Origin of the sequence: Rathayibacter sp. PhB1, from assembly GCF_004362935.1 — a bacterium.
GTDB lineage: Bacteria > Actinomycetota > Actinomycetes > Actinomycetales > Microbacteriaceae > Rathayibacter > Rathayibacter festucae.
In genome coordinates, this window is the sequence record NZ_SNYD01000001.1 from 731,027 (window position 1) to 747,999 (window position 16,973).

Genomic DNA, 16,973 nt, shown 5'->3' on the forward strand with positions numbered 1-16,973 from the left:
CTCAGCGCAACGCTTCGCCGTGGAACTCGGCGCGGTACTCCGAGGGGCTCGTGCCGTTGATGGCGCGGAACTGGCGGGAGAAGTAGAAGGCGTCGGAGTAGCCGACGGCGCGGGCGATGTCGGCGATCGAGGCGTCGGTGGTGATCAGGAGCTCGCGGGCGCGGGCGCTGCGCAGGCGCTTGACGTACTCGACGGCGCTCATGCCGGCGGCCTTCTTGAAGAGGGCGGAGAAGTGCGACGTGCTCATTCCGGCGAGGGTGGCGAGCTCGGTGATGCTGGTGGGGGAGTCGAGGTGCTCGCGGAGGTGGTCCTGGGCCATGCGGATCCGGTCGCCCGACTCGAGGGTGCCGCGGGTGCGGTCGGAGGCGAGCTGGGCGAGGAGGTTCCAGGCGGCGCCGCTCGCGGCGTAGAGGCTCGAATCGGTCTCGTCGCGCTCGAGGGCGGCGACGGCGTGCTCGATCAGTGTCTTCGCCGAGAAGGCGTCGCGCGCGGTGACGACGGGGGACGTCCGCTCGTGGACGACCGCCGAGATGAGGGCGGCGGCATCGGCGCCGGCGACGTGCAGCCACCAGATCGTCCACGGGTCGGCGAAGTCGGCCCAGTACCGGTGCGGGGTGCCCGCGGCGATGACGGCGACCTCGCCGGGGTCGACGCGAACGGTCGAGTCCGCGATCGAGACCCAGCCCCGGCCTGCGGTGCAGAGGATCACCACGGCCTCCCGCGTGCCGTCGGGGCGGCTGCGGCCGTGAGCGGCGGCGTGCGGGAAGTGTCCAGCATCGGTCACCAGCAGGCGCTCGGTGATCGGGGCCGCGAGCGCCTCGGCGACCCGCGGTTTCGGCAGGACATGCAGGCGCTGGCCGAGGAAGCCGTCGGGGATCAGCATGCCGACGAGTGTAGGTCAGGGCAGAGAATCGTCCAGCTAATGGCGTCCAACGCTTCATTGGTCGGCGCTTGGTGCGTGCCTAGGCTGGCGCCATGCTCACAGCGGAGTACCCCTCGTCCCCCTACCAGCCGGTGCCGCTCGCGGACCACCTCCCCGAGCGCCTCACCATCACCCTCTGGGACTTCTCCTGGTACGTCCGCACCGGACCGGGCGAGCCCTTCGAGGACCTCGACGCGGCCTTCGTTGGCGCCGTGGAACGGGGGTACAACACCATCCGGATCTGCGCGATGCCGTTCCTGCTGTTCGAGTCCGGTCTCGACACCCGGGAGCTCCGGCTCGGACCGCTCGGCGGCTCCTACGCGCAGCGGGTGCGCTGGTACGACGTCGCCGAGCAGACCGTGATCGACGGCCGCGCCCACCTCCTCGCGCTGTTCGCGGCGGCGAAGCGGCACGGGGTGTTCGTCATCGTCTCGTCCTGGGAGTACCAGCAGTCCTCCTCCTTCGCGCTCGAGCGCGACTGGTTCGACGCGCTGATGGCGGTGCCGCCGGAGGACCGCGCCGAGCGGCTCGCCGAGGCGCAGGCGGCGCTCGTCGGCTTCCTCGCGGAGCACGACCTCGACGACCGGATCGCCTTCGTCGAGCTGCACAACGAGGTGCAGGCGGGGCACCTCACCGAGGGGCTCGACTACGACCGCGCCGACCTCGACGCGGCGACGCTCGCCCTCACCCCGCGCCTCACCCGCGGCATCGACCGGTTCCACGAGCTGACCGACGGCGTCCCGTGCTCCGTCAACTACGCGCACGTGCCCGTCGGCGGGATGCGCGGGATCCCGTGGAACTCGGACGTGCTCGTCCTGCACCCCTACATCTACGGCGTGCTGAACGAGTTCATCGCCGCCTTCGCGCTGCGCAGCCCGATCGGGGAGTTCGAGCAGGACCTCGCCGCCGAGACCTTCCTGCTCGAGGGCGCCCCGCCCATCGCCGAGTGGACGCTGCCCCCCGAGGACCAGTGGAAGCTGACCGCGACGATCGTCGGCAAGGGCGAGATCTACGCGCACGACTGGGGCGACGCCGAGCGGATCGACCGCTGGCTGTACGAGCGCTACGGGGCGCACCACCTCGAGATGCGCTCGACGCTGAAGATCTGGATCGCCGTCGCCGCCGACCACGCCGCCCTGCGCGGGGTGCCGCTCGTCTTCGGCGAGGGCTGGGTCGGCTACACACCGCTCGAGGGCCGCTTCGAGGAGGGGCCGATCGGCGCCGAGTACTGCCGGCTCGCGATGCGCGAGTCGCGGCGGGTCGGCGCCCGGGGATCGATCGTCTGCTCGAACGGCGCTCCCCAGCACCCGATGTGGGACGACGTCGCCCTGCAGCGCGAGTGCAACGCGATCTTCGCCGCGCCCGCCTAGGCGGATCCGGCGACGGCACGACCGGCACGACCAGCACGACAGAAGGACCGGCACCACAGCACAGCACGGCCCCCCGGCATCACGGAGTCAAGGAGGACACCATGACCAACGAACAGCGATTCCCGAACCTCACCCGACGAGGCTTCCTGTACGGCGCGACCGCGCTCGGCAGCACTGCGCTCCTCACCGGCTGCATGGGCGGCGGCGGGGGTGGCGGCGGCGCGGGCGGCGGTGGGATCGTCCTGCAGTCCTCCCTCTCCGACCCGGCCCCGAAGGCGGCGCTCGAGGCGCTCGTGAAGAGCTACTCGAGCGGCTCCGTCACCCTCAACACGGTGGCGATCGAGCAGTTCCGCGCGCAGCTCTCCACCTACCTGACCTCGGGCAACCCGCCGGACGTGCTCACCTGGTACGCCGGCTCCGTCGCCCGCGACTACGCCGCGCAGGACCTGCTGCTCGACCTCTCCGACCTCTGGACCGGCGACGGCGCCGCGGCTGGCTACTCCGCCGCCCTCAAGGACCTCTCGACCGACGCGAGCGGGAAGCAGATCTTCCTGCCGACGAACTACTACTGGTGGGGCGTCTTCTACCGCAAATCGGCCTTCGAGGAGTGGGGCGTGGAGGTGCCCACCACCTGGGACGAGTTCATGGCCCTCTGCGAGACGCTGCAGGGCCAGGGGATCGTGCCGCTCTCCAACGGCATCGGCTCCACGCCGTGGATGGCGTCCGGCTGGTTCGACATCCTCAACCTCCGCGTGAACGGCGCGGATTACCACAAGGAGCTCCTGGCCGGGAAGTCGTCGTTCGACTCGACCGAGGTCAAGAACGTCATGAAGTACTACGCCGACATCGTGCCGTTCATGGATCCGAACGCCCCCTCCTACGCCTGGCAGGACGCGGTCACGCCGCTGGTGCAGAAGAAGAACGCGATGTACCTCGTCGGCGCGTTCATCAGCCAGAACATGCCGGAGGGCGAGGGCGACGACCTCGACTTCTTCTCCGTCCCAGTGATCGACGCGAGCATCCCGACCGCGGAGGAGGCGCCGACCGACGGCTACTTCGCCAGCGCGAAGACCAAGGACGCGGACGCCACCAAGGCGTTCCTCTCCTACCTCGCCGGGGCCGAGAGCCAGTCCGCCTACATCGCGGCCTCGCAGTCGTCGAACCTGCCGACCTCGCCCGACGTCGACACCTCGGTGTTCTCGCCGCTGGTGCAGAAGGGCGTCGCGCTGCTGGCCGGCACCGAGCAGATCACCCAGTTCTTCAACCGCGACTCCTCCGACGACCTGCAGACCACGGCCGACGCGGCGCTCACCAAGTTCATCGCCCAGCCCGGCGAGGTCGACAGCATCCTGAAGGAGTGGCAGACGGCGGCCGACAAGGTCTTCAACCCGTGACCGGGACGACCAGGGCGGCCGCCGTGGAGCGGCCGCCCGCCCCTTCGCCGGGGACGCCGCCGGTGCCGACGGCCCGCCCGCTGGTCCGCTCGGGGAGGGGGCGCCGGATCACCCGGGTGCCCGCGGTGGTCTGGCTCTTCCTGCTCATCCCCCTCGCGGTCGAGCTGGCCTGGGTCTTCTGGCCGGCGATCAACTCCTTCTACCTCTCGCTCACCCGGTGGAACGGGATCGGCGAGCCGGAGTTCATCGGACTGGAGAACTTCACCGACCTCGGCTCGGATCCGATCTTCGCGACCGCGCTGGTCAACAACGTCATCTGGGTGGTCGGCTTCGGCGGGCTCTCCGTGGCGATCGGGCTGGCGCTCGCTGTCGCGCTGAACAAGCCGCGGCGCGGGGTCGGGATCTACCGCAGCGCGATCTATCTGCCGATGGTCTTCTCGCTCGCGGTGACCGGCCTCTTCTGGCGGGTGATCTACCAGCCGGACGGTGTCGTCAACAGCTTCCTCGGCGGGATCGGCCTGGGCGACCTCGAGCGGCAGTGGCTCGCGGACCCGACGCTCGCGCTCTACGCGGTGCTGGTCGCCGCGGTCTGGCGGCAGTGCGGCTACATCATGGTGCTCTACCTGGCCGGGCTGAAGGGCGTGGACCCGAGTCTCGAGGAGGCCGCTCAGGTCGACGGCGCCTCGCGGACGCAGCGCTTCTGGCGGATCGTGATGCCGCAGCTGAAGGGCGTGAACGGCGTCGTCTTCGCGGTCACCGTGATCGACTCGCTGCGCACCTTCGACATCGTCTGGGCGATGACCCGCGGCGGTCCGTACAACTCGACGCAGCTGCTCTCGACCTACATGTTCCAGGAGAGCTTCACCGTGCTGAACCTCGGCTACGGCTCGGCGATCGCGGTCGTCATCTTCCTGCTCGCGATCGTCTTCATCATCAGCTATCTCGTGCGCGCCACGAAGGAGGAGGACTGAGATGGCCGTCATCGCTCCGGTCGCGCCCGGTCTCGCCGCACCGACTCTCCCGCGCCGCCGGGTGAAGGGCTCGTGGATCTTCCACGCGATCATGGCGCCGGTCGCGCTGCTCTGGGTGCTGCCGATGCTGTTCGTGCTCTTCGTGGCCGTCCGCAGCTTCGACGACATCACCGGCAACGGGCTCGGCGCCCTGCCGGCGAGCTTCAGCTTCGACGGCTTCGTCACGGTGTTCACGGCCGGGCTGGTCGGCGAGGCGCTGGTGAACAGCCTGATCGTCACGGTCTTCACCGTGTTCCTGTCGCTGCTGCTCGCCTCGTGGGCGGCGTTCGCGCTCAGCCGGTTCCACATCCCGTTCCGCCGGGGGATCCTGCTGCTGATGCTGGCCGGCAACCTGCTGCCCCCGCAGATCCTGCTGATCCCGGTCTCGCGGATCACCGAGAGCCTCGGCATCTACGACACGCTCTTCGCGCTGATCGTGGTGCAGGTCGGCTTCGGGCTCGGCTTCTACACCTTCGTGCTGCACGGCTTCATGCGGTCGATCCCGGCCGAGATCTTCGAGGCGGCGCAGGTCGACGGCGCGGGGGTCCTCCGCACCTACTGGCGGATCCTGCTGCCGCTGTGCCGGCCGTCGCTCGCGGCGCTCGGCGCTCTGGCGACGACCTGGATCTGGAACGACCTGATCTGGGCGGTCACCGTGCTGCGGACCGAGACCAACTTCCCGATCACGGCGGCGCTGCTGAACATCCAGGGCGGCTACGTGAGCCAGTGGAACGTGGTCGCCTCGGGCGCGGTGGTCGCGGCGATCCCGACCGCGATCGTGTTCTTCGCGTTCCAGAAGCAGTTCGTCTCGGGGCTGATGGTGGGCTCGAGCAAGTAGGGGGAGTAACGAAGGAGGGCCGGCTGTTCGCAGCCGGCCCTCCTTCGTGTGCGCGGTGTGCGCGGCGCGTGACGCCCCCGCCCCGCTCAGTCGCGGTGGAAGAGCAGGAGCGCGGGCAGGCTCGTGGCGAAGTAGTCGGTGGAGCCGTCCTCGAGGGTCGCCTGCGGGGCGTCGAAGCGGGGACGCGCCTCGCCGAGCGTCGACGGCGGCGTCGCCGGGTCGAGGCCGAGCGCGGCGCGGGCCGCGTCCCAGGCCGCGAGGGTGCGGCCCTCGCCGCCCTCCCACGGCTGGAAGCGGCGCGACTCGAGGAGCGACAGCGCCTCCTGGGCGCGCCCCGCCTCGATCAGCAGACCGGCGTACTCGACGGTCAGGTCGTCGCGGGAGAGCGTGAGGTCGTGCTCGTCCTCGAGGCGCTCCAGGCGGTCGGCGGCGGAGTGGCCCAGGCGGTCGGCGAGCTGGTCGAGCTCGTAGAGCAGGCGGGCGTCGCGCGGGGCGAGCTCGCGGGCGCGGAGGTAGTGCGCCCAGGCGGCGTCGTCGTCGGCCTCGTCGTTGTAGGCGGCGAGGCCCGCGTTGCGGTGGGTCACGGCGTCGGCGCCGCCGTCCGCGATCGCGCGGCGCCAGTGCTCGGCGGCCTCGGCGCGGCGGCCGGTGTCGTAGAGGAGCATGCCGAGCAGCGACCGCGCGGTGCTGTCGGCGGGGTCCGCCGCGACCGCGGCGGTCAGCGCGTCATGCGCGTCGAGGCCGGCGGGGAAGGCGCGGGTGAGGTCGAGCGCGCGGGTGTCGACGGGCTCGCCGAGCCGGGCCAGGAGGTACGCGGCGATCGGCGCGGCGTTGCCCGCTCCCGAGGTGCCGGCGTTCCCGCCGGCGACGGCGCGGAGCAGTCGGCGGGCCTCGCCGGTCTCGCCGAACGAGGCGAGGTCGAGCGCGACGTCGATGCTCTCGTGCGCGTCGGCGGGGTCGGTGCCGGTGAGCGTGCGGGCGAGCTGGTCGAGCGGATCCAGGCGCAGGGTCTCGTGGAGGGACCGCTCGGCCTCGCCGACGCGGCCGAGCGCGCGGAGGCAGACCGCGCGCAGGGCACGGGCGCGGAGGTCGTCGGTGTCGAGACGCAGGGAGGTGGCGAGGTCCTCCAGCGCCGCGGCGTGGTCGCCGGCGGCAGCGGAGAGCCTCGCGCTCTCGAACAGGGCGGCGTGCGCCCACTTCCCGTCCCAGGCGGCCTTGCCGAACGCGGCGGCGGCCTCGGTCGTGCGGCCGAGGCGGCGCAGGATCAGCCCGCGCAGGTAGAAGGCCTCGGTGTCGGCGGGGTTGCCGTTGCGGGCGGTGAGGCGGCGGATCGCGGAGTCGGCGTGGGCGAGCGCGTCGGCGTACTCGCCGCGGCGGTAGGCGTGGTCGGCGAGGGCGAGGTGCACTCGCGCGTCGCCGGGATCGCGGCGCAGCGCCTCCTCCCAGTAGGGCAGCGGCGAGCGGGTCGGGTGCCGGTACTGCGCGAGGTGGACGCCGACGAGGTACAGCTCGTCGACGGAGGCGGTCTCGGCGGGTGGCAGCGGCTCGGTCGCGATCTCCGGCTCGGTGTCGTCGAACTCGGCGGGCACCTTGTAGTCGAGGAGGGTCGAGCCGTGCGCGACGACCGTGATGCGCAGACCCTCCGGGCCGGTGCGGGTGGTCGGCAGGTCGGCGAGCAGCGGCTGCCCGGGCTCGAGGTCGACGGTCCACTCGTGCAGGGCGGTGCCGTCGGCCCGCAGCGTCACGGTCGCGGCGGGGATGCGGTGCGTCGTCGAGACGCCCACGCGGAGGATCCAGGCCTCGACGTCGAGGTGCACTGCCGCGTCGCGGGTCGCCTGGTGCGCCACTCCGATGCCGCTGATCGGGTACCAGTACTGCGAGAAGGTCTTGGTCTCGCCGGGCATCAGCCAGGAGAAGTCGGGCTGGTTGTCGGTGTAGACGCCCGCCATCAGCTCGACGTAGGGGCCGTCGGCGTCGGTGAGCTGCGCGTCCCAGGCGTGCCCGAACGGGGCGTCGCCCCAGGTCCACTGCTTCTTGCCGGGCGCGAAGCGGCGGTCCGCCCAGTGCACGAAGCCCGCTCCGGCGCGGTGGTCATAGCCGCCGAAGAAGGAGTCGTCGGTGCGGACGACCATGTAGGAGGTGGGGACCGGGATGTTGCGGTACCAGTCGATCCGGTCGGCGGGCGGGCCGTCCTGCGTCGATCCGTCACCGCGCTCGGCCGCGAGGGCCGGGTAGTCGGCGCCGTAGTAGGGGCGGTCGGCCGCCGGGAACGCGGTGATCGCGCGGCGGGCGTGGTCGGCGACGTAGCGGACGTCGCGCGGGAAGAACGACTGGTAGTCGTCGTGCACCCGCGCCGCGACGTTCGCCCACCAGAGGAAGGTGTGCCGCTCGCTGGTGCGGTTGTGCAGGCGGACGTCGAGCTCGACGAGGCTGGACTGTGGGCGCAGGCGCACGCCGTGCAGGCCCTTCATCCGGCTGAACGGGTCGTGGTCGCTGCACCAGACGACGACCGAGCCGTCCTCGGCGCGCTCGAGGCTCCAGGCGGTGGGCAGGTAGGTGCCGGGCCGGTGGTGCTGCGGCCAGTTGAACTCGACGCCGCCGCTGATCCAGGGACCCGCGAGGCCGACCAGCGCCGGCTTGATGACGGTGTTGCGGTAGAAGAAGTCGTAGCCGGTGGTCTTGTCGTAGCCGGAGTAGATCCGGCCGCCGAGCTCGGGCAGGACGACGACCTGGACGAACTCGTTCTCGAGGACGACGACGCGCCACTCCTGGTCGACGGCGTCGGAGGCGATCCGGTCGATGAAGGGCAGCGGGTACACCCGCCCGCTCGAGCCCTGGTAGACGCGGCGGTCGAGGAACATCGGCAGCTGCACCGGCTCCTCGGGGGTGTAGGTCGGGAGGGTGATCGTCGTCTCCCAGACGGCTGCCGCGCCCTGCGCGAGGAGGTCGGCCGCCGCCGGCGGGGGCGCGATGAGCTGCGAGGCTTCTGCGATGACTGCCATGGGACGAGAGTAGAGAGCGCGGCGCGCGTCGAGGAATGGGCGATCTGCCGCGTCACCTGGACGATTCGCGGGCGACACCTCCTCTCGGTGGCTGCTCCACCGGGTGCTGTGCGCGCGGGCCTGAACGAACCTGCTCAGTCGGAGTCGATGCCCCAGCGGAACTCGGCACGCTCGCCCGGCTCCAGCCAGCGCAGCCCCTCGCCCGAGTTCAAGGCGTCGGGCGGAGCGGTCATCGGCTCGATCGCGATCGCCGGCGGGCGCCGGTCGCGGTCGATGTAGAGCTGCAGGGCGGTGAAGGACGCATCGGCCCAGAGCGTGGTGCGGCCGTGACCCGGGGCGCTGAGCTCGGCGCGGACCGTGCCGTCGGGGTCGCGGTCGAGAGCGGTGAAGCTCGCGTGCCAGGGTGCGTCGCGCTCCGGGACGCCGGCGCGGAGGTCGAAGGGCGTGCCCGCGACCGGGCGGCGCTCGCCGGTGGGCAGGTGGCGCTCGTCGAGGACGAGGTACTCGCGGGCGGGGAGGCGGATCGTCGGCTCCGGCGCCTCGCCGGCGCGGAGGTAGGGGTGGACGCCGAGCGCGACCGGGGCGCTCCTGCTCGACTCGTTGACGAGGACGTGGCGGGCGTCGATCCCGGCGGGGCGCAGCCGGTAGCGGACGCTGGTGGCGAGGGTGAAGGGGTAGCCGGGCGGGGAGTCGAGGCGGGCGTGCAGAGTGACGCTGTCGGCGGTGCGCTCGCCGACGCGGTAGCGGGTCGTGGCGAGGAGGCCGTGGTTGGCCGAGTGCGTCGCCGGGTCGGTGATCGCGAGCTGCTGGACGGCGCCGTCGAGGAGCCAGCGGCCGTCGCGGACCCGGTTCGGCCAGGGGACGAGCACCGCGCCGGCGGCTCCGGGCGGCTGGTCGCCCTCGTAGGGCTCGACGAGGGCACGGCCGCGCACCTCGAGGGTCCGGATGCTCGCGGCGACGGGGTTGATCGAGGCGCGGACGGAGCCGTCGGCGCTGACGAGCTCGATGTCCGGCATTCAGCCGGCTCCGATCGGGTGCTCGGCGATGAGCGCGGCAGGCATGCTCGCGAGTGTACGGGCGGCTCGCTCGGCGGGGTGTATCCCGGTATGCCGAGCGCCTACGTCTTTCGCGAGCACGGTGAGAGCAGTTCCGGTCCGCTTCGGTGAAGAGAGCCTTCGTCCCGCGCACGGTTTCGCGCCAGAGCGGTCGACTCGCTTGTCTGAAAGTGCGCCATGCACTTCTATACCTGTATGGCGTCCGCAACGGAGATGGATGCGCTCACAGATGGAGTGACTGAATTGAAGAACTCGACGAAAGTACTTGCGACCGGCGCTCTCGTGGCCGCACTGATGGTCGGAGCAACCGGCACTGCGTACGCCGGGACGCAGGACAGTACGTTCAACGAGATCATTCCGGCCTTCCAGATCCCCGGCTGGACTGACAGCCAGAACAAAGAGATCTCGAACCGAGACGGACACGTCAGAGTCGGCTCCGTCGGAGGTGATTACATCGTCGACGTCGAGATGTGCCAGAGCGTGCTGTTGGCCTGTGGAGACAAAATCACCGGGCTCAATGACAGGGGTGTTGCGAGCCTGCCGAACCGATTCCCTGCCGGTGCAGTTGTCAGACTGCAATTGCGTGTGGGTCAGGCCAATGTCGTCAAGGTGCAGGTTCAGGGGACTTGGCGCAGCAATTGACGTTCCACTCGCTCCCTGTCCGGACTCTGCGAGCTGCTCGTACTCGATCGGAGCCGACAGACGGGTTGGAAACGCTGTGATCGTGGCCGATAGCCTATGTCGAGAGATGGTTGGAGCCGTGCGGCGAGAGCTTGTCCGAGGGCGATCACCGTTGACCGGGTGCATAGCGACCGGCGTTGTTCTGCTGCCGAACATTCAGGGAGTGGCGGACACGGCGAACACGATCTTCCGCGACGAGGGCGACATTCTGGTCTCGCTCCTCGGTTCACCCCTGGTCTTAGTGTTCCCGTTGCTCGTAGCCCTGGTGGGCTCTCGTTCTCTGGCCGCTGACGTCGCAAGGAGGGCGTTCGTCAATGAACGGTGCCGGCGGTCGTTCACCGCGCTGGTTTCGGCGAAGATCATCTCCGCGGCGCTCTGCTCGGCGACGGTATTCTTCCTTCTCGGGCTCGTCGCGACCCTCATAGCCGCGGTTGTCTGGCCGCTGATGGGCGATCCTGGGATCGATCCGACTGTCTACCACCCCGTCGTGCCCCTTGAGGAGCGGTTCACGTTCGCCGATCTCAGTGGCGGGAGCGTCCTGATCTTCGGGCTGCTGATGGCGTTCTGGTCGGCCTTCGCGGCGGCGGTCTACTCGGTGCTGACCTCGGCGAGTCTGATCCTCGTGCCGAACAGGGCGATCGCGCTCCTGCTGCCGTTCGGGGCGTATCTGGGAATGAGCGTTCTGCTGTCGATTCTCGGCCGGCCGGCCGTGACGCCGATGTTCTCCGTCAACCCGTCAGGCCTCCAGCAGTCCTCGTGGCTGGTCGCAGCGTCTCCGACGCTCGTCACGGCTGTCGTCGCGGCCGCGCTCTGGCTGTTCATCGTGCGGCGCCCGAGCGAGAGCAGGCACCTCCTGTGACGGGGCAGAGACTCACCGCGCTGGTCTTCTTGGCGCTCACCGGCGCCTATGCCCTGCACTCGCGCGTCTTCGAGGAGACAGCGACCGGTCGATCGCTGGGCGTCTGGGACCTCCTGATGGATCTGGCCGGTAATCCCTACTACCTCGGCTTCGTCGTCGTTCCGCTGTGGCTGGTGCTGTCGGTGCTGCGGGCGACCCGGACCGCCTCGCCCGGAGCGCTGCTCCGCCACGGGTCGCTCCTCCGGGCCTGGGGCGGGACTCTCACGGGCCTGGCGGCGCTGTACGCGAAGGCGGCGGCGGCTGCCCTCGCCGTCTGCCTCGTCTGCGGTGCGGGTCTGCAGCCGACGTCGTTCGCGCCTCCGGAGAGCGTCGCCGCCGTCTTCCGAGCGCACGGCTTCGCCCCGGTCGCTGCCCTGATCGCGCAGGTCGGCCTCGTCGGAGCGTCGCTCTGCGCGACGGCCGCTGTCGTCGTGTCCGTCCGCCTGCTCTCCGGCAGGGCCGCCGCTGCTTGGGCGTCGGCCGGCGGGCTCTTCTTCTGGGTCGTCCTCTCGGTGCTCACGGTCGTTCCGCCGAGTGCGCCCCTCAGCGCGGCCGCCTTCTTCGACGTGGCGGCCGGACTGGAGAGGACCTCCCTGCTCGGGACGGCGCTGAGGCCGGTGACCCTCCTCGTCGGGATCGGACTGCTGGTGCGGCTCGCCGCCCGGGCCTCGAGCCGTGCGGACCGTGCGCGCGTGTCGGCGGTCCTGTCGGTCTCGGCCCTGCTCGTCGCCTTCGCCTTCCTCCAGGCGCCCGCCGGCCGGGACCTGCTCGAGGTCGCGGGTCTCCTGGTGCCGAGTCCGCTCGGATCGATCGCGGAGGCGATGCAGTACCTGCTCGTCTTCCTCCCGTTCCTCCTGGTCGGCGTGATCGGCCGGGGGTCGCCGACGCCTCAGCGCGAGCATCAGGAGCTCCTCGGAGTCGGGAGCCGGGCCGGCCGGCTGCGGCGCGAGATCGTCCGAAGCTCGGCCGACTCGTTCGCGGTGTGGACCCTGGCGGCGCTGCTCGTGCTCGTCGGGGTCCTCTGCGCGGCGAAAGGAGTCGTCCCGCCCTCGCCGGAGTGGATCGCGGTGGCCGGTCCCGTCGCTGCCGGCGGCGTCTGCGCCGCCCTCTACGGCGCCCTCGGCGTCGTCCTGCGCTGCTCGATCGCGAGCGTCCAGGCGAGGCTCGCCGCCGTCTGCCTCGTGGCCGTCGTCCTCGTCCTGTCCCGCCCGCTCCTCCCCGACGACCCGTTCCTCCTCGGCGGCCTCGCCGGGGGAGGACCCGGCGACGGACGGGTCGTCCCGCGACTCGCGATCCTGCTGGGGTCGCTGCTCGCCCTGTCGCTGCTGGTCCCTCCGCTGCTCACCCTGTCACTGCCGGCGGTCGTCCGCGTCGGCGTCCGCACTGCACGAGGAAAGGTCGTGGTCCGATGACGGTCATCACTCTCACCGAGGTCGACAAGCGCTTCGGGAGGAAGGAGATCCTCCGGGACGTCTCCCTCGGCATCGAGGACGGCCGGACCTACGGCCTCGTCGGACCGAACGGCGCCGGCAAATCGGTGCTGCTGCTCCTGATGTGCGGTCTGCTGCGACCCTCGAGCGGCACCGTGGCGATCGATCCGGCCTACCTCTCCCGGGGTCGGGACTACCCCGATCGATTCGGCGTCTCGATCAACGGCCCGGGCTACCTGGCCGGCAGGAGCGCTCGCCAGAACCTCGCCGACCTCGCCGCTATCCGCAAGCAGGTGGGCGAGGACCGCATCGACGAGGTCCTCGAGCAGGTCGGTCTCTCGCCGACGTCGCCGCTGAAGGCGCGGAACTTCTCGCTGGGCATGCTGCAGAAGCTCTCGCTCGCGCAGGCGCTGCTCGAGCACCCCGCGGTCCTCCTGCTCGACGAGCCGTTCAACGCCCTCGACGCGGAATCGGTCGAGCGCCTGCGCGAGATCCTCGTCGCCGAGAAGGCGAAGGGCACGACCATCGTGTTCACCAGTCATCGCGAGAGCGACATCGAGATGCTCAGCGATCAGGTGCTGAGGGTCGAGGGCGGCCGGGTGACGGACGGCTGACGACCGTCCGATCGTCGCGCAGCTCGGTCGGCGCGTCCTTCGGCCCGGGCGTCCGGGTCCTGTCGGCTAGGACCGCAGGATCGCCTCGAGCTCGGCGACGACGAGGTCGGGCCGGGTGACGAAGGGGTGGTGGCCGGTGGGGAGGTCGATCGAGCGGGTGGCGCGCTCGGCGTGGAGGCGCTGGAGGCCGACCGAGGTGCTGCGGTCCTCGGTGCAGACCAGGTACGTGGAGTCGACGCCCTGCCAGCCGGCCACGGAGGTCGGGGTGGTGAAGGCGGCGATCGACTGGGTGGTGACCCGCTCCCAGGCGGCGCGCTGGGTGCTCTCGTCGGCGTCCTGGAGGAAGCGGCGGCCGAACGAGGCGGCGTCGTAGCCGGTGACGCCGAGTGTGCCGTCGTCGCCGGGGGCGATCGAGACGGGGTCCGTCTCTCCGGCCATGATGTCGCCCTGCGCCGAGCCGATGTCGGGGAGGTAGGAGGAGACGTAGACGAGGTGGGCGACGGCGGCGTGCGCGCCGGCCTCGGCGATGACGGTGCCGCCGTAGGAGTGGCCGACGACGATCGCCTCGTCGTCGTCCACGTCGTCGAGTGCGGCGCGCAGGGCGGCGGCGTCCTCGACCAGGCCTGCACCCGCGCGGTCCGCCGCCGGCTCGCCGCAGGAGGGCAGGGCGACGGCGCGGCTCGCGACACCGGTGCGCTCGAGGAGCAGCTCGGCGGTGCGGTGCCACCACCAGTCGCCGTCGCGGACCAGGGCGCCGTGCACGAAGAGCAGTTCCATGGCAGGAGTCTGCCCGCGATCCTCCGGCGGCGCCTCCCCGGAGGACCCGAGTCCGCTGACAGCGGAGCGCGGGGGCGATCCCGGGTCGGAGCGGACGCTCTCGGCTTCCGGAGGGCGTTCCACCGGGCTTCGCTCAGGAGGGCCCGCCACTATCGAACCTGTTACCCGACGGAAGGTCCCCTGTGAGCACTCTCAAGCGCATCCTCAGCATGGCGTCGAAGGCGCTCGACTCGAAGAGCTCCTCGAGCTCCTCCTCGCGCCCCGCGACCGGTGGCGGCACGGACTGGCGCGACATGGTCCGCTCGGCCGCGAACGCGGTGACGGGCGACTCCCGCGCCGCATCCTCGAGCACGGCCGCCTCGAACCCCTCGGCGCCCCGCACGCCCACCCCGGCCTACGGCTCGCCGCACCCCTCGGCCCGCCCGCAGGACGCCCGGCCCGCCGCCGTCGCGCCGGAGGACCGCGCGGCGATCGCCCGCTACGACTACCTCCTCCGCACCGCCGACCCCGAGCAGCTGGAGCAGGTGCACCGCGACGCGTTCGCCAAGCTGACCCCGGCGCAGCGCGCCCAGGTCGAGGGGCGCCTGCGCGACGAGCTGCCCGCGAACGAGCAGCCGCGCTCCTCCGCCCCGGACGATCTCGCCCGGGCGGCGACGCGCGGCGAGGCGCACAACCCCGGGTTCCTCAAGAGGATGTTCTCCAAGCCCGGCACGAAGGGCGCGCTGGCCGGTGCCGGAGTGGGCGCCGTCGCCGGCGTCGGCCTGGGAGCCGCGGGCGGACTGCTCGCAGCGGTCGCGGGCGGCGCGGTGCTCAGCAGCGTCGCCGGTCCGCTGCTCGCGCAGGCGGCCGGGATGGGCGTGGACTTCGAGAACCTGGCCGGCGGGCTCGGCGAGTTCGGCGACCTGGGCGAGTTCGGCGACATCACCGGCGGCGCGGGCGAGTTCGTCTCCGGCGCCGGCGAGCACGTGTCGGGGCTCGGCGAGCAGGTCTCGGATTTCGGCTCGAACTTCGAGATGCCCGATCTCGGCGGGCTCGGGAACCTCTTCGACCGCTGAGTCAGCGGGCGCGGCGCCGCACGAGGAGTGCGAGCGCCGTGCCCACCACTCCCAGCAGCGCGAGCGCGGCGCCGGTGATCGCGACGGCGGTGGTCGACCAGTCCGGCGCGGAGTCGACGACGGTGCCGTCGAGCAGCTCCCAGCGGCAGGTGCCGCCGAGCGGCCACCAGGACCAGGAGCCCGCGACCAGCGAGCCCTCCTCGGCGGGGACGCGGCCGACGCCGGCGAGGCAGACGTCGTCGAAGCCCTGCGCGGCGAGGGTCGAGTACTGCAGGGCGACCAGCCCGAGGAGGGCGAGGCCGACGACCAGCGCCGTGAGTGCGGCCAGCAGCGCGACGCGGCGCGGGGTGAGGAAGCGGCGTCTCGCGGGGGCGGGGGTCGGCGCGCTCATCCGTCGATGGTGTCACGCGGCGGCTGAGAGGTGCCGGCCGCGCGTTCTGCAGGTGATCCCGGGGCGGGAGCGCGTTCCGCCGCGTGGAGGGCTCCGGTGCGCTCCGATCGCCTGCAGATCGGACCGGCGGTGACCGGGCGGAGGGGGTGGCGGCGGGTGGCGAGGGAGGAGGGGACTCAGAACCGGTGGCCGGCGAGCCGGAGGATGAGAGCGAGCAGCAGGGCGGTCGCCGCCAGGCCGACCGCGAGGAGGAAGATCCGCGGGTCGTAGCCGGTGACCGCGAGGGGCAGGAGCGCGCCGAGGACGGTGCCGATCTGCACCACCGCCACGTAGGCGCTCGCCCCGGCGCCGGGTCCGCCGCCGCTGGTCCGCTCGAGCAGCAGCAGGCCGATGCTCTGGTAGCCGGCGGCCGCGACCGCGTAGACCGCCTGCGAGACGAGCAGCGCCGGATAGGACTGGTCGCCCGCCAGGATCAAGAACGCCAGAACCCCGGCCAGCGCGACGACGGCGAGGGTGAGCACGCTGCCGCGGGCCGAGCTGAGCCGTGTCAGCGAGGGCAGCGCGGCGAGCTCCAGGACCGCGGAGGCGAGCAGCACCGGCGGAACGTGTGCGGCGGGGACGCCGGAGGAGACGGCGAAGAGCGGCAGATAGATCGCGCGGAGCGTGTCGACCGACTTCAGCAGTGCGACCAGGGCGAGGGCCGCGAGGAAGACGAGGACGAGGCGCGGGCGAGCGGAGCCGTGGCTCCGCGGTCCGTCCGGCGGCGCGGGACCGATCGACCGGCAGCCGGTCGCGCAGGCCGCGGTCACCACGGCGGCGGCGACCGCGGCGAGCAGCGGATCGAGCCCGGCCTGCGCGAGCAGGGCGTAGAGGATCAGGCCGAGGATGTACCCGGAGATGAGGACCGCGCGCATCCGGGCGATCGACGACTCCTGAGTGTCACCGCGACCCTGCGCGGCGACGCGGCCGAAGAGCTGGGGCACGAGGGTGCTGACGAACAGCATCAGCGCGCCGCCCAGGTAGAGCACGACGACGTGGCCGCCGCTGGCGCGCACGAGCAGAAGCCCGGCCGGGACCGCGAGCGAGGTCGCGAGCAGGGCGGACCGCGGGTAGCCGGCCCGGCGGATCCGCGGCACGAGGAGGGTGTTGTAGCCGATCGCGATCGCGGCGTTCACCACGAAGAAGACCGCGATCTGCACCTTGGCGAGTCCGGCGGCGTTCAGGGCGACGGGCACGCCGACCGCGGTGATGCCGCCGAAGACCGCGTTGCTGAGCAGTGCGCCTGCGAGGGGCCGGGGGAGCCGGGGCGCTGCGGCCGCCGTCGTCGGGAGGGCGTCGCTCGTCACTCGCACTCCTCCGGGCGCGCCCGGATCCCCTCGACGCGGCGGGACGGGGTCCGCAGCCGTGATCGGGGATCCTCCGGTCGGCGGCTGCCGACCCTCGGCTCGGGAGGAGACGCTAGCCGCGACCGCGCTCTGCTCGGAGGCCGCTGGCGCGCGGTACGCGGTCACCGCGGGACTCGAGGTGCACCGCCGC

General features: G+C 71.9%; 15 protein-coding genes. 9 read left to right on the forward strand and 6 right to left on the reverse strand.

The features are described from left to right. Nucleotide 1: 1 nt before the first annotated feature. The gene (locus EDF17_RS03520) at nt 2-883 is read right to left on the reverse strand and encodes an AraC family transcriptional regulator (RefSeq protein ID WP_243732774.1); all 882 of its coding nucleotides are present in this window, start codon (nt 881-883) and stop codon (nt 2-4) included. A 92-nt stretch (nt 884-975) separates the two neighbouring features. On the opposite strand from EDF17_RS03520, the gene EDF17_RS03525 reads away from it, so the two are divergent. The 4 genes from EDF17_RS03525 (at nt 976) to EDF17_RS03540 (ending at nt 5,534) form a co-directional block, all read left to right on the forward strand. Next, nucleotides 976-2,292 (forward strand): cellulase-like family protein, encoded by a 1,317-nt coding sequence (locus EDF17_RS03525; protein ID WP_123445190.1) that lies wholly within the window; start codon nt 976-978, stop codon nt 2,290-2,292. Nucleotides 2,293-2,393: 101 nt separating this feature from the next. After that, on the forward strand, nt 2,394-3,686 hold the full coding sequence (locus tag EDF17_RS03530; protein WP_123445191.1) for an ABC transporter substrate-binding protein: 1,293 nt from the start codon (nt 2,394-2,396) through the stop codon (nt 3,684-3,686). Beyond that, nucleotides 3,683-4,657, forward strand: a complete 975-nt coding sequence (locus EDF17_RS03535; protein ID WP_243732775.1) for a sugar ABC transporter permease — start codon at nt 3,683-3,685, stop codon at nt 4,655-4,657. The genes EDF17_RS03530 and EDF17_RS03535 overlap by 4 nt, the downstream gene beginning before the upstream one ends. Nucleotide 4,658: 1 nt before the next feature. Continuing rightward, entirely contained in the window at nt 4,659-5,534 is an 876-nt protein-coding gene (locus EDF17_RS03540) for a carbohydrate ABC transporter permease (RefSeq protein WP_185019943.1), read from the forward strand. Nucleotides 5,535-5,620: 86 nt separating this feature from the next. Here EDF17_RS03540 and EDF17_RS03545 read toward each other — a convergent pair whose 3' ends face one another. After that, nucleotides 5,621-8,536, reverse strand: coding sequence for a DUF5107 domain-containing protein (locus tag EDF17_RS03545; RefSeq protein ID WP_123445193.1), 2,916 nt, complete (start codon nt 8,534-8,536; stop codon nt 5,621-5,623). A 134-nt stretch (nt 8,537-8,670) separates the two neighbouring features. Further along, the gene (locus tag EDF17_RS03550) at nt 8,671-9,552 is read right to left on the reverse strand and encodes an aldose 1-epimerase family protein (protein WP_123445194.1); all 882 of its coding nucleotides are present in this window, start codon (nt 9,550-9,552) and stop codon (nt 8,671-8,673) included. 234 nt (nt 9,553-9,786) lie between these two features. On the opposite strand from EDF17_RS03550, the gene EDF17_RS03555 reads away from it, so the two are divergent. The 4 genes from EDF17_RS03555 to EDF17_RS03570 all read left to right on the forward strand — a co-directional run bounded on the left by EDF17_RS03555 (nt 9,787) and on the right by EDF17_RS03570 (nt 13,214). After that, nucleotides 9,787-10,233: a hypothetical protein gene (locus tag EDF17_RS03555; protein WP_133671870.1), complete on the forward strand. Its 447-nt coding sequence runs from the start codon at nt 9,787-9,789 to the stop codon at nt 10,231-10,233. 106 nt (nt 10,234-10,339) lie between these two features. After that, on the forward strand, nt 10,340-11,131 hold the full coding sequence (locus EDF17_RS03560) for a hypothetical protein (RefSeq protein WP_133671872.1): 792 nt from the start codon (nt 10,340-10,342) through the stop codon (nt 11,129-11,131). Then, complete coding sequence (locus EDF17_RS03565; RefSeq protein ID WP_123445197.1) at nt 11,128-12,582, forward strand: hypothetical protein; 1,455 nt, start codon at nt 11,128-11,130, stop codon at nt 12,580-12,582. The genes EDF17_RS03560 and EDF17_RS03565 overlap by 4 nt, the downstream gene beginning before the upstream one ends. Beyond that, nucleotides 12,579-13,214: an ATP-binding cassette domain-containing protein gene (locus EDF17_RS03570; protein WP_123445198.1), complete on the forward strand. Its 636-nt coding sequence runs from the start codon at nt 12,579-12,581 to the stop codon at nt 13,212-13,214. Before EDF17_RS03565 ends, EDF17_RS03570 begins: the two co-directional genes overlap by 4 nt. A 66-nt stretch (nt 13,215-13,280) precedes the next feature. Here EDF17_RS03570 and EDF17_RS03575 read toward each other — a convergent pair whose 3' ends face one another. Further along, a complete protein-coding gene (locus EDF17_RS03575; protein ID WP_123445199.1) occupies nt 13,281-13,991 on the reverse strand; it encodes an alpha/beta hydrolase in 711 nt (236 codons plus the stop codon). Between the two features lie 182 nt (nt 13,992-14,173). Between EDF17_RS03575 and EDF17_RS03580 the strand changes: the two genes are divergently transcribed. Continuing rightward, nucleotides 14,174-15,046: a cation-transporting ATPase gene (locus EDF17_RS03580; protein ID WP_123445200.1), complete on the forward strand. Its 873-nt coding sequence runs from the start codon at nt 14,174-14,176 to the stop codon at nt 15,044-15,046. Between the two features lies 1 nt (nt 15,047). Here the strand turns inward: EDF17_RS03580 and EDF17_RS03585 are convergent, their stop codons facing one another. Then, nucleotides 15,048-15,437, reverse strand: coding sequence for a hypothetical protein (locus EDF17_RS03585; protein WP_123445201.1), 390 nt, complete (start codon nt 15,435-15,437; stop codon nt 15,048-15,050). A gap of 176 nt (nt 15,438-15,613) precedes the next feature. Continuing rightward, nucleotides 15,614-16,783 carry a hypothetical protein gene (locus EDF17_RS03590; protein WP_123445202.1) on the reverse strand — a complete coding sequence of 390 codons (1,170 nt, stop codon included), beginning with the start codon at nt 16,781-16,783 and terminating at the stop codon, nt 15,614-15,616. Between the last annotated feature and the right edge of the window lie 190 nt (nt 16,784-16,973).

Bases quoted from the DNA above. Each gene is read 5' to 3' on its own strand.
- EDF17_RS03530 (WP_123445191.1), top strand. From the start codon at position 2,394: ATGACCAACGAACAGCGATTCCCGAACCTCACCCGACGAGGCTTCCTG.
- EDF17_RS03555 (WP_133671870.1), top strand. From the start codon at position 9,787: ATGGCGTCCGCAACGGAGATGGATGCGCTCACAGATGGAGTGACTGAA.
- EDF17_RS03575 (WP_123445199.1), bottom strand. From the start codon at position 13,991: ATGGAACTGCTCTTCGTGCACGGCGCCCTGGTCCGCGACGGCGACTGG.
- EDF17_RS03525 (WP_123445190.1), top strand. From the start codon at position 976: ATGCTCACAGCGGAGTACCCCTCGTCCCCCTACCAGCCGGTGCCGCTC.
- EDF17_RS03585 (WP_123445201.1), bottom strand. From the start codon at position 15,437: ATGAGCGCGCCGACCCCCGCCCCCGCGAGACGCCGCTTCCTCACCCCG.
- EDF17_RS03545 (WP_123445193.1), bottom strand. From the start codon at position 8,536: ATGGCAGTCATCGCAGAAGCCTCGCAGCTCATCGCGCCCCCGCCGGCG.
- EDF17_RS03540 (WP_185019943.1), top strand. From the start codon at position 4,659: ATGGCCGTCATCGCTCCGGTCGCGCCCGGTCTCGCCGCACCGACTCTC.
- EDF17_RS03570 (WP_123445198.1), top strand. From the start codon at position 12,579: ATGACGGTCATCACTCTCACCGAGGTCGACAAGCGCTTCGGGAGGAAG.
- EDF17_RS03520 (WP_243732774.1), bottom strand. From the start codon at position 883: ATGCTGATCCCCGACGGCTTCCTCGGCCAGCGCCTGCATGTCCTGCCG.
- EDF17_RS03560 (WP_133671872.1), top strand. From the start codon at position 10,340: ATGGTTGGAGCCGTGCGGCGAGAGCTTGTCCGAGGGCGATCACCGTTG.
- EDF17_RS03550 (WP_123445194.1), bottom strand. From the start codon at position 9,552: ATGCCGGACATCGAGCTCGTCAGCGCCGACGGCTCCGTCCGCGCCTCG.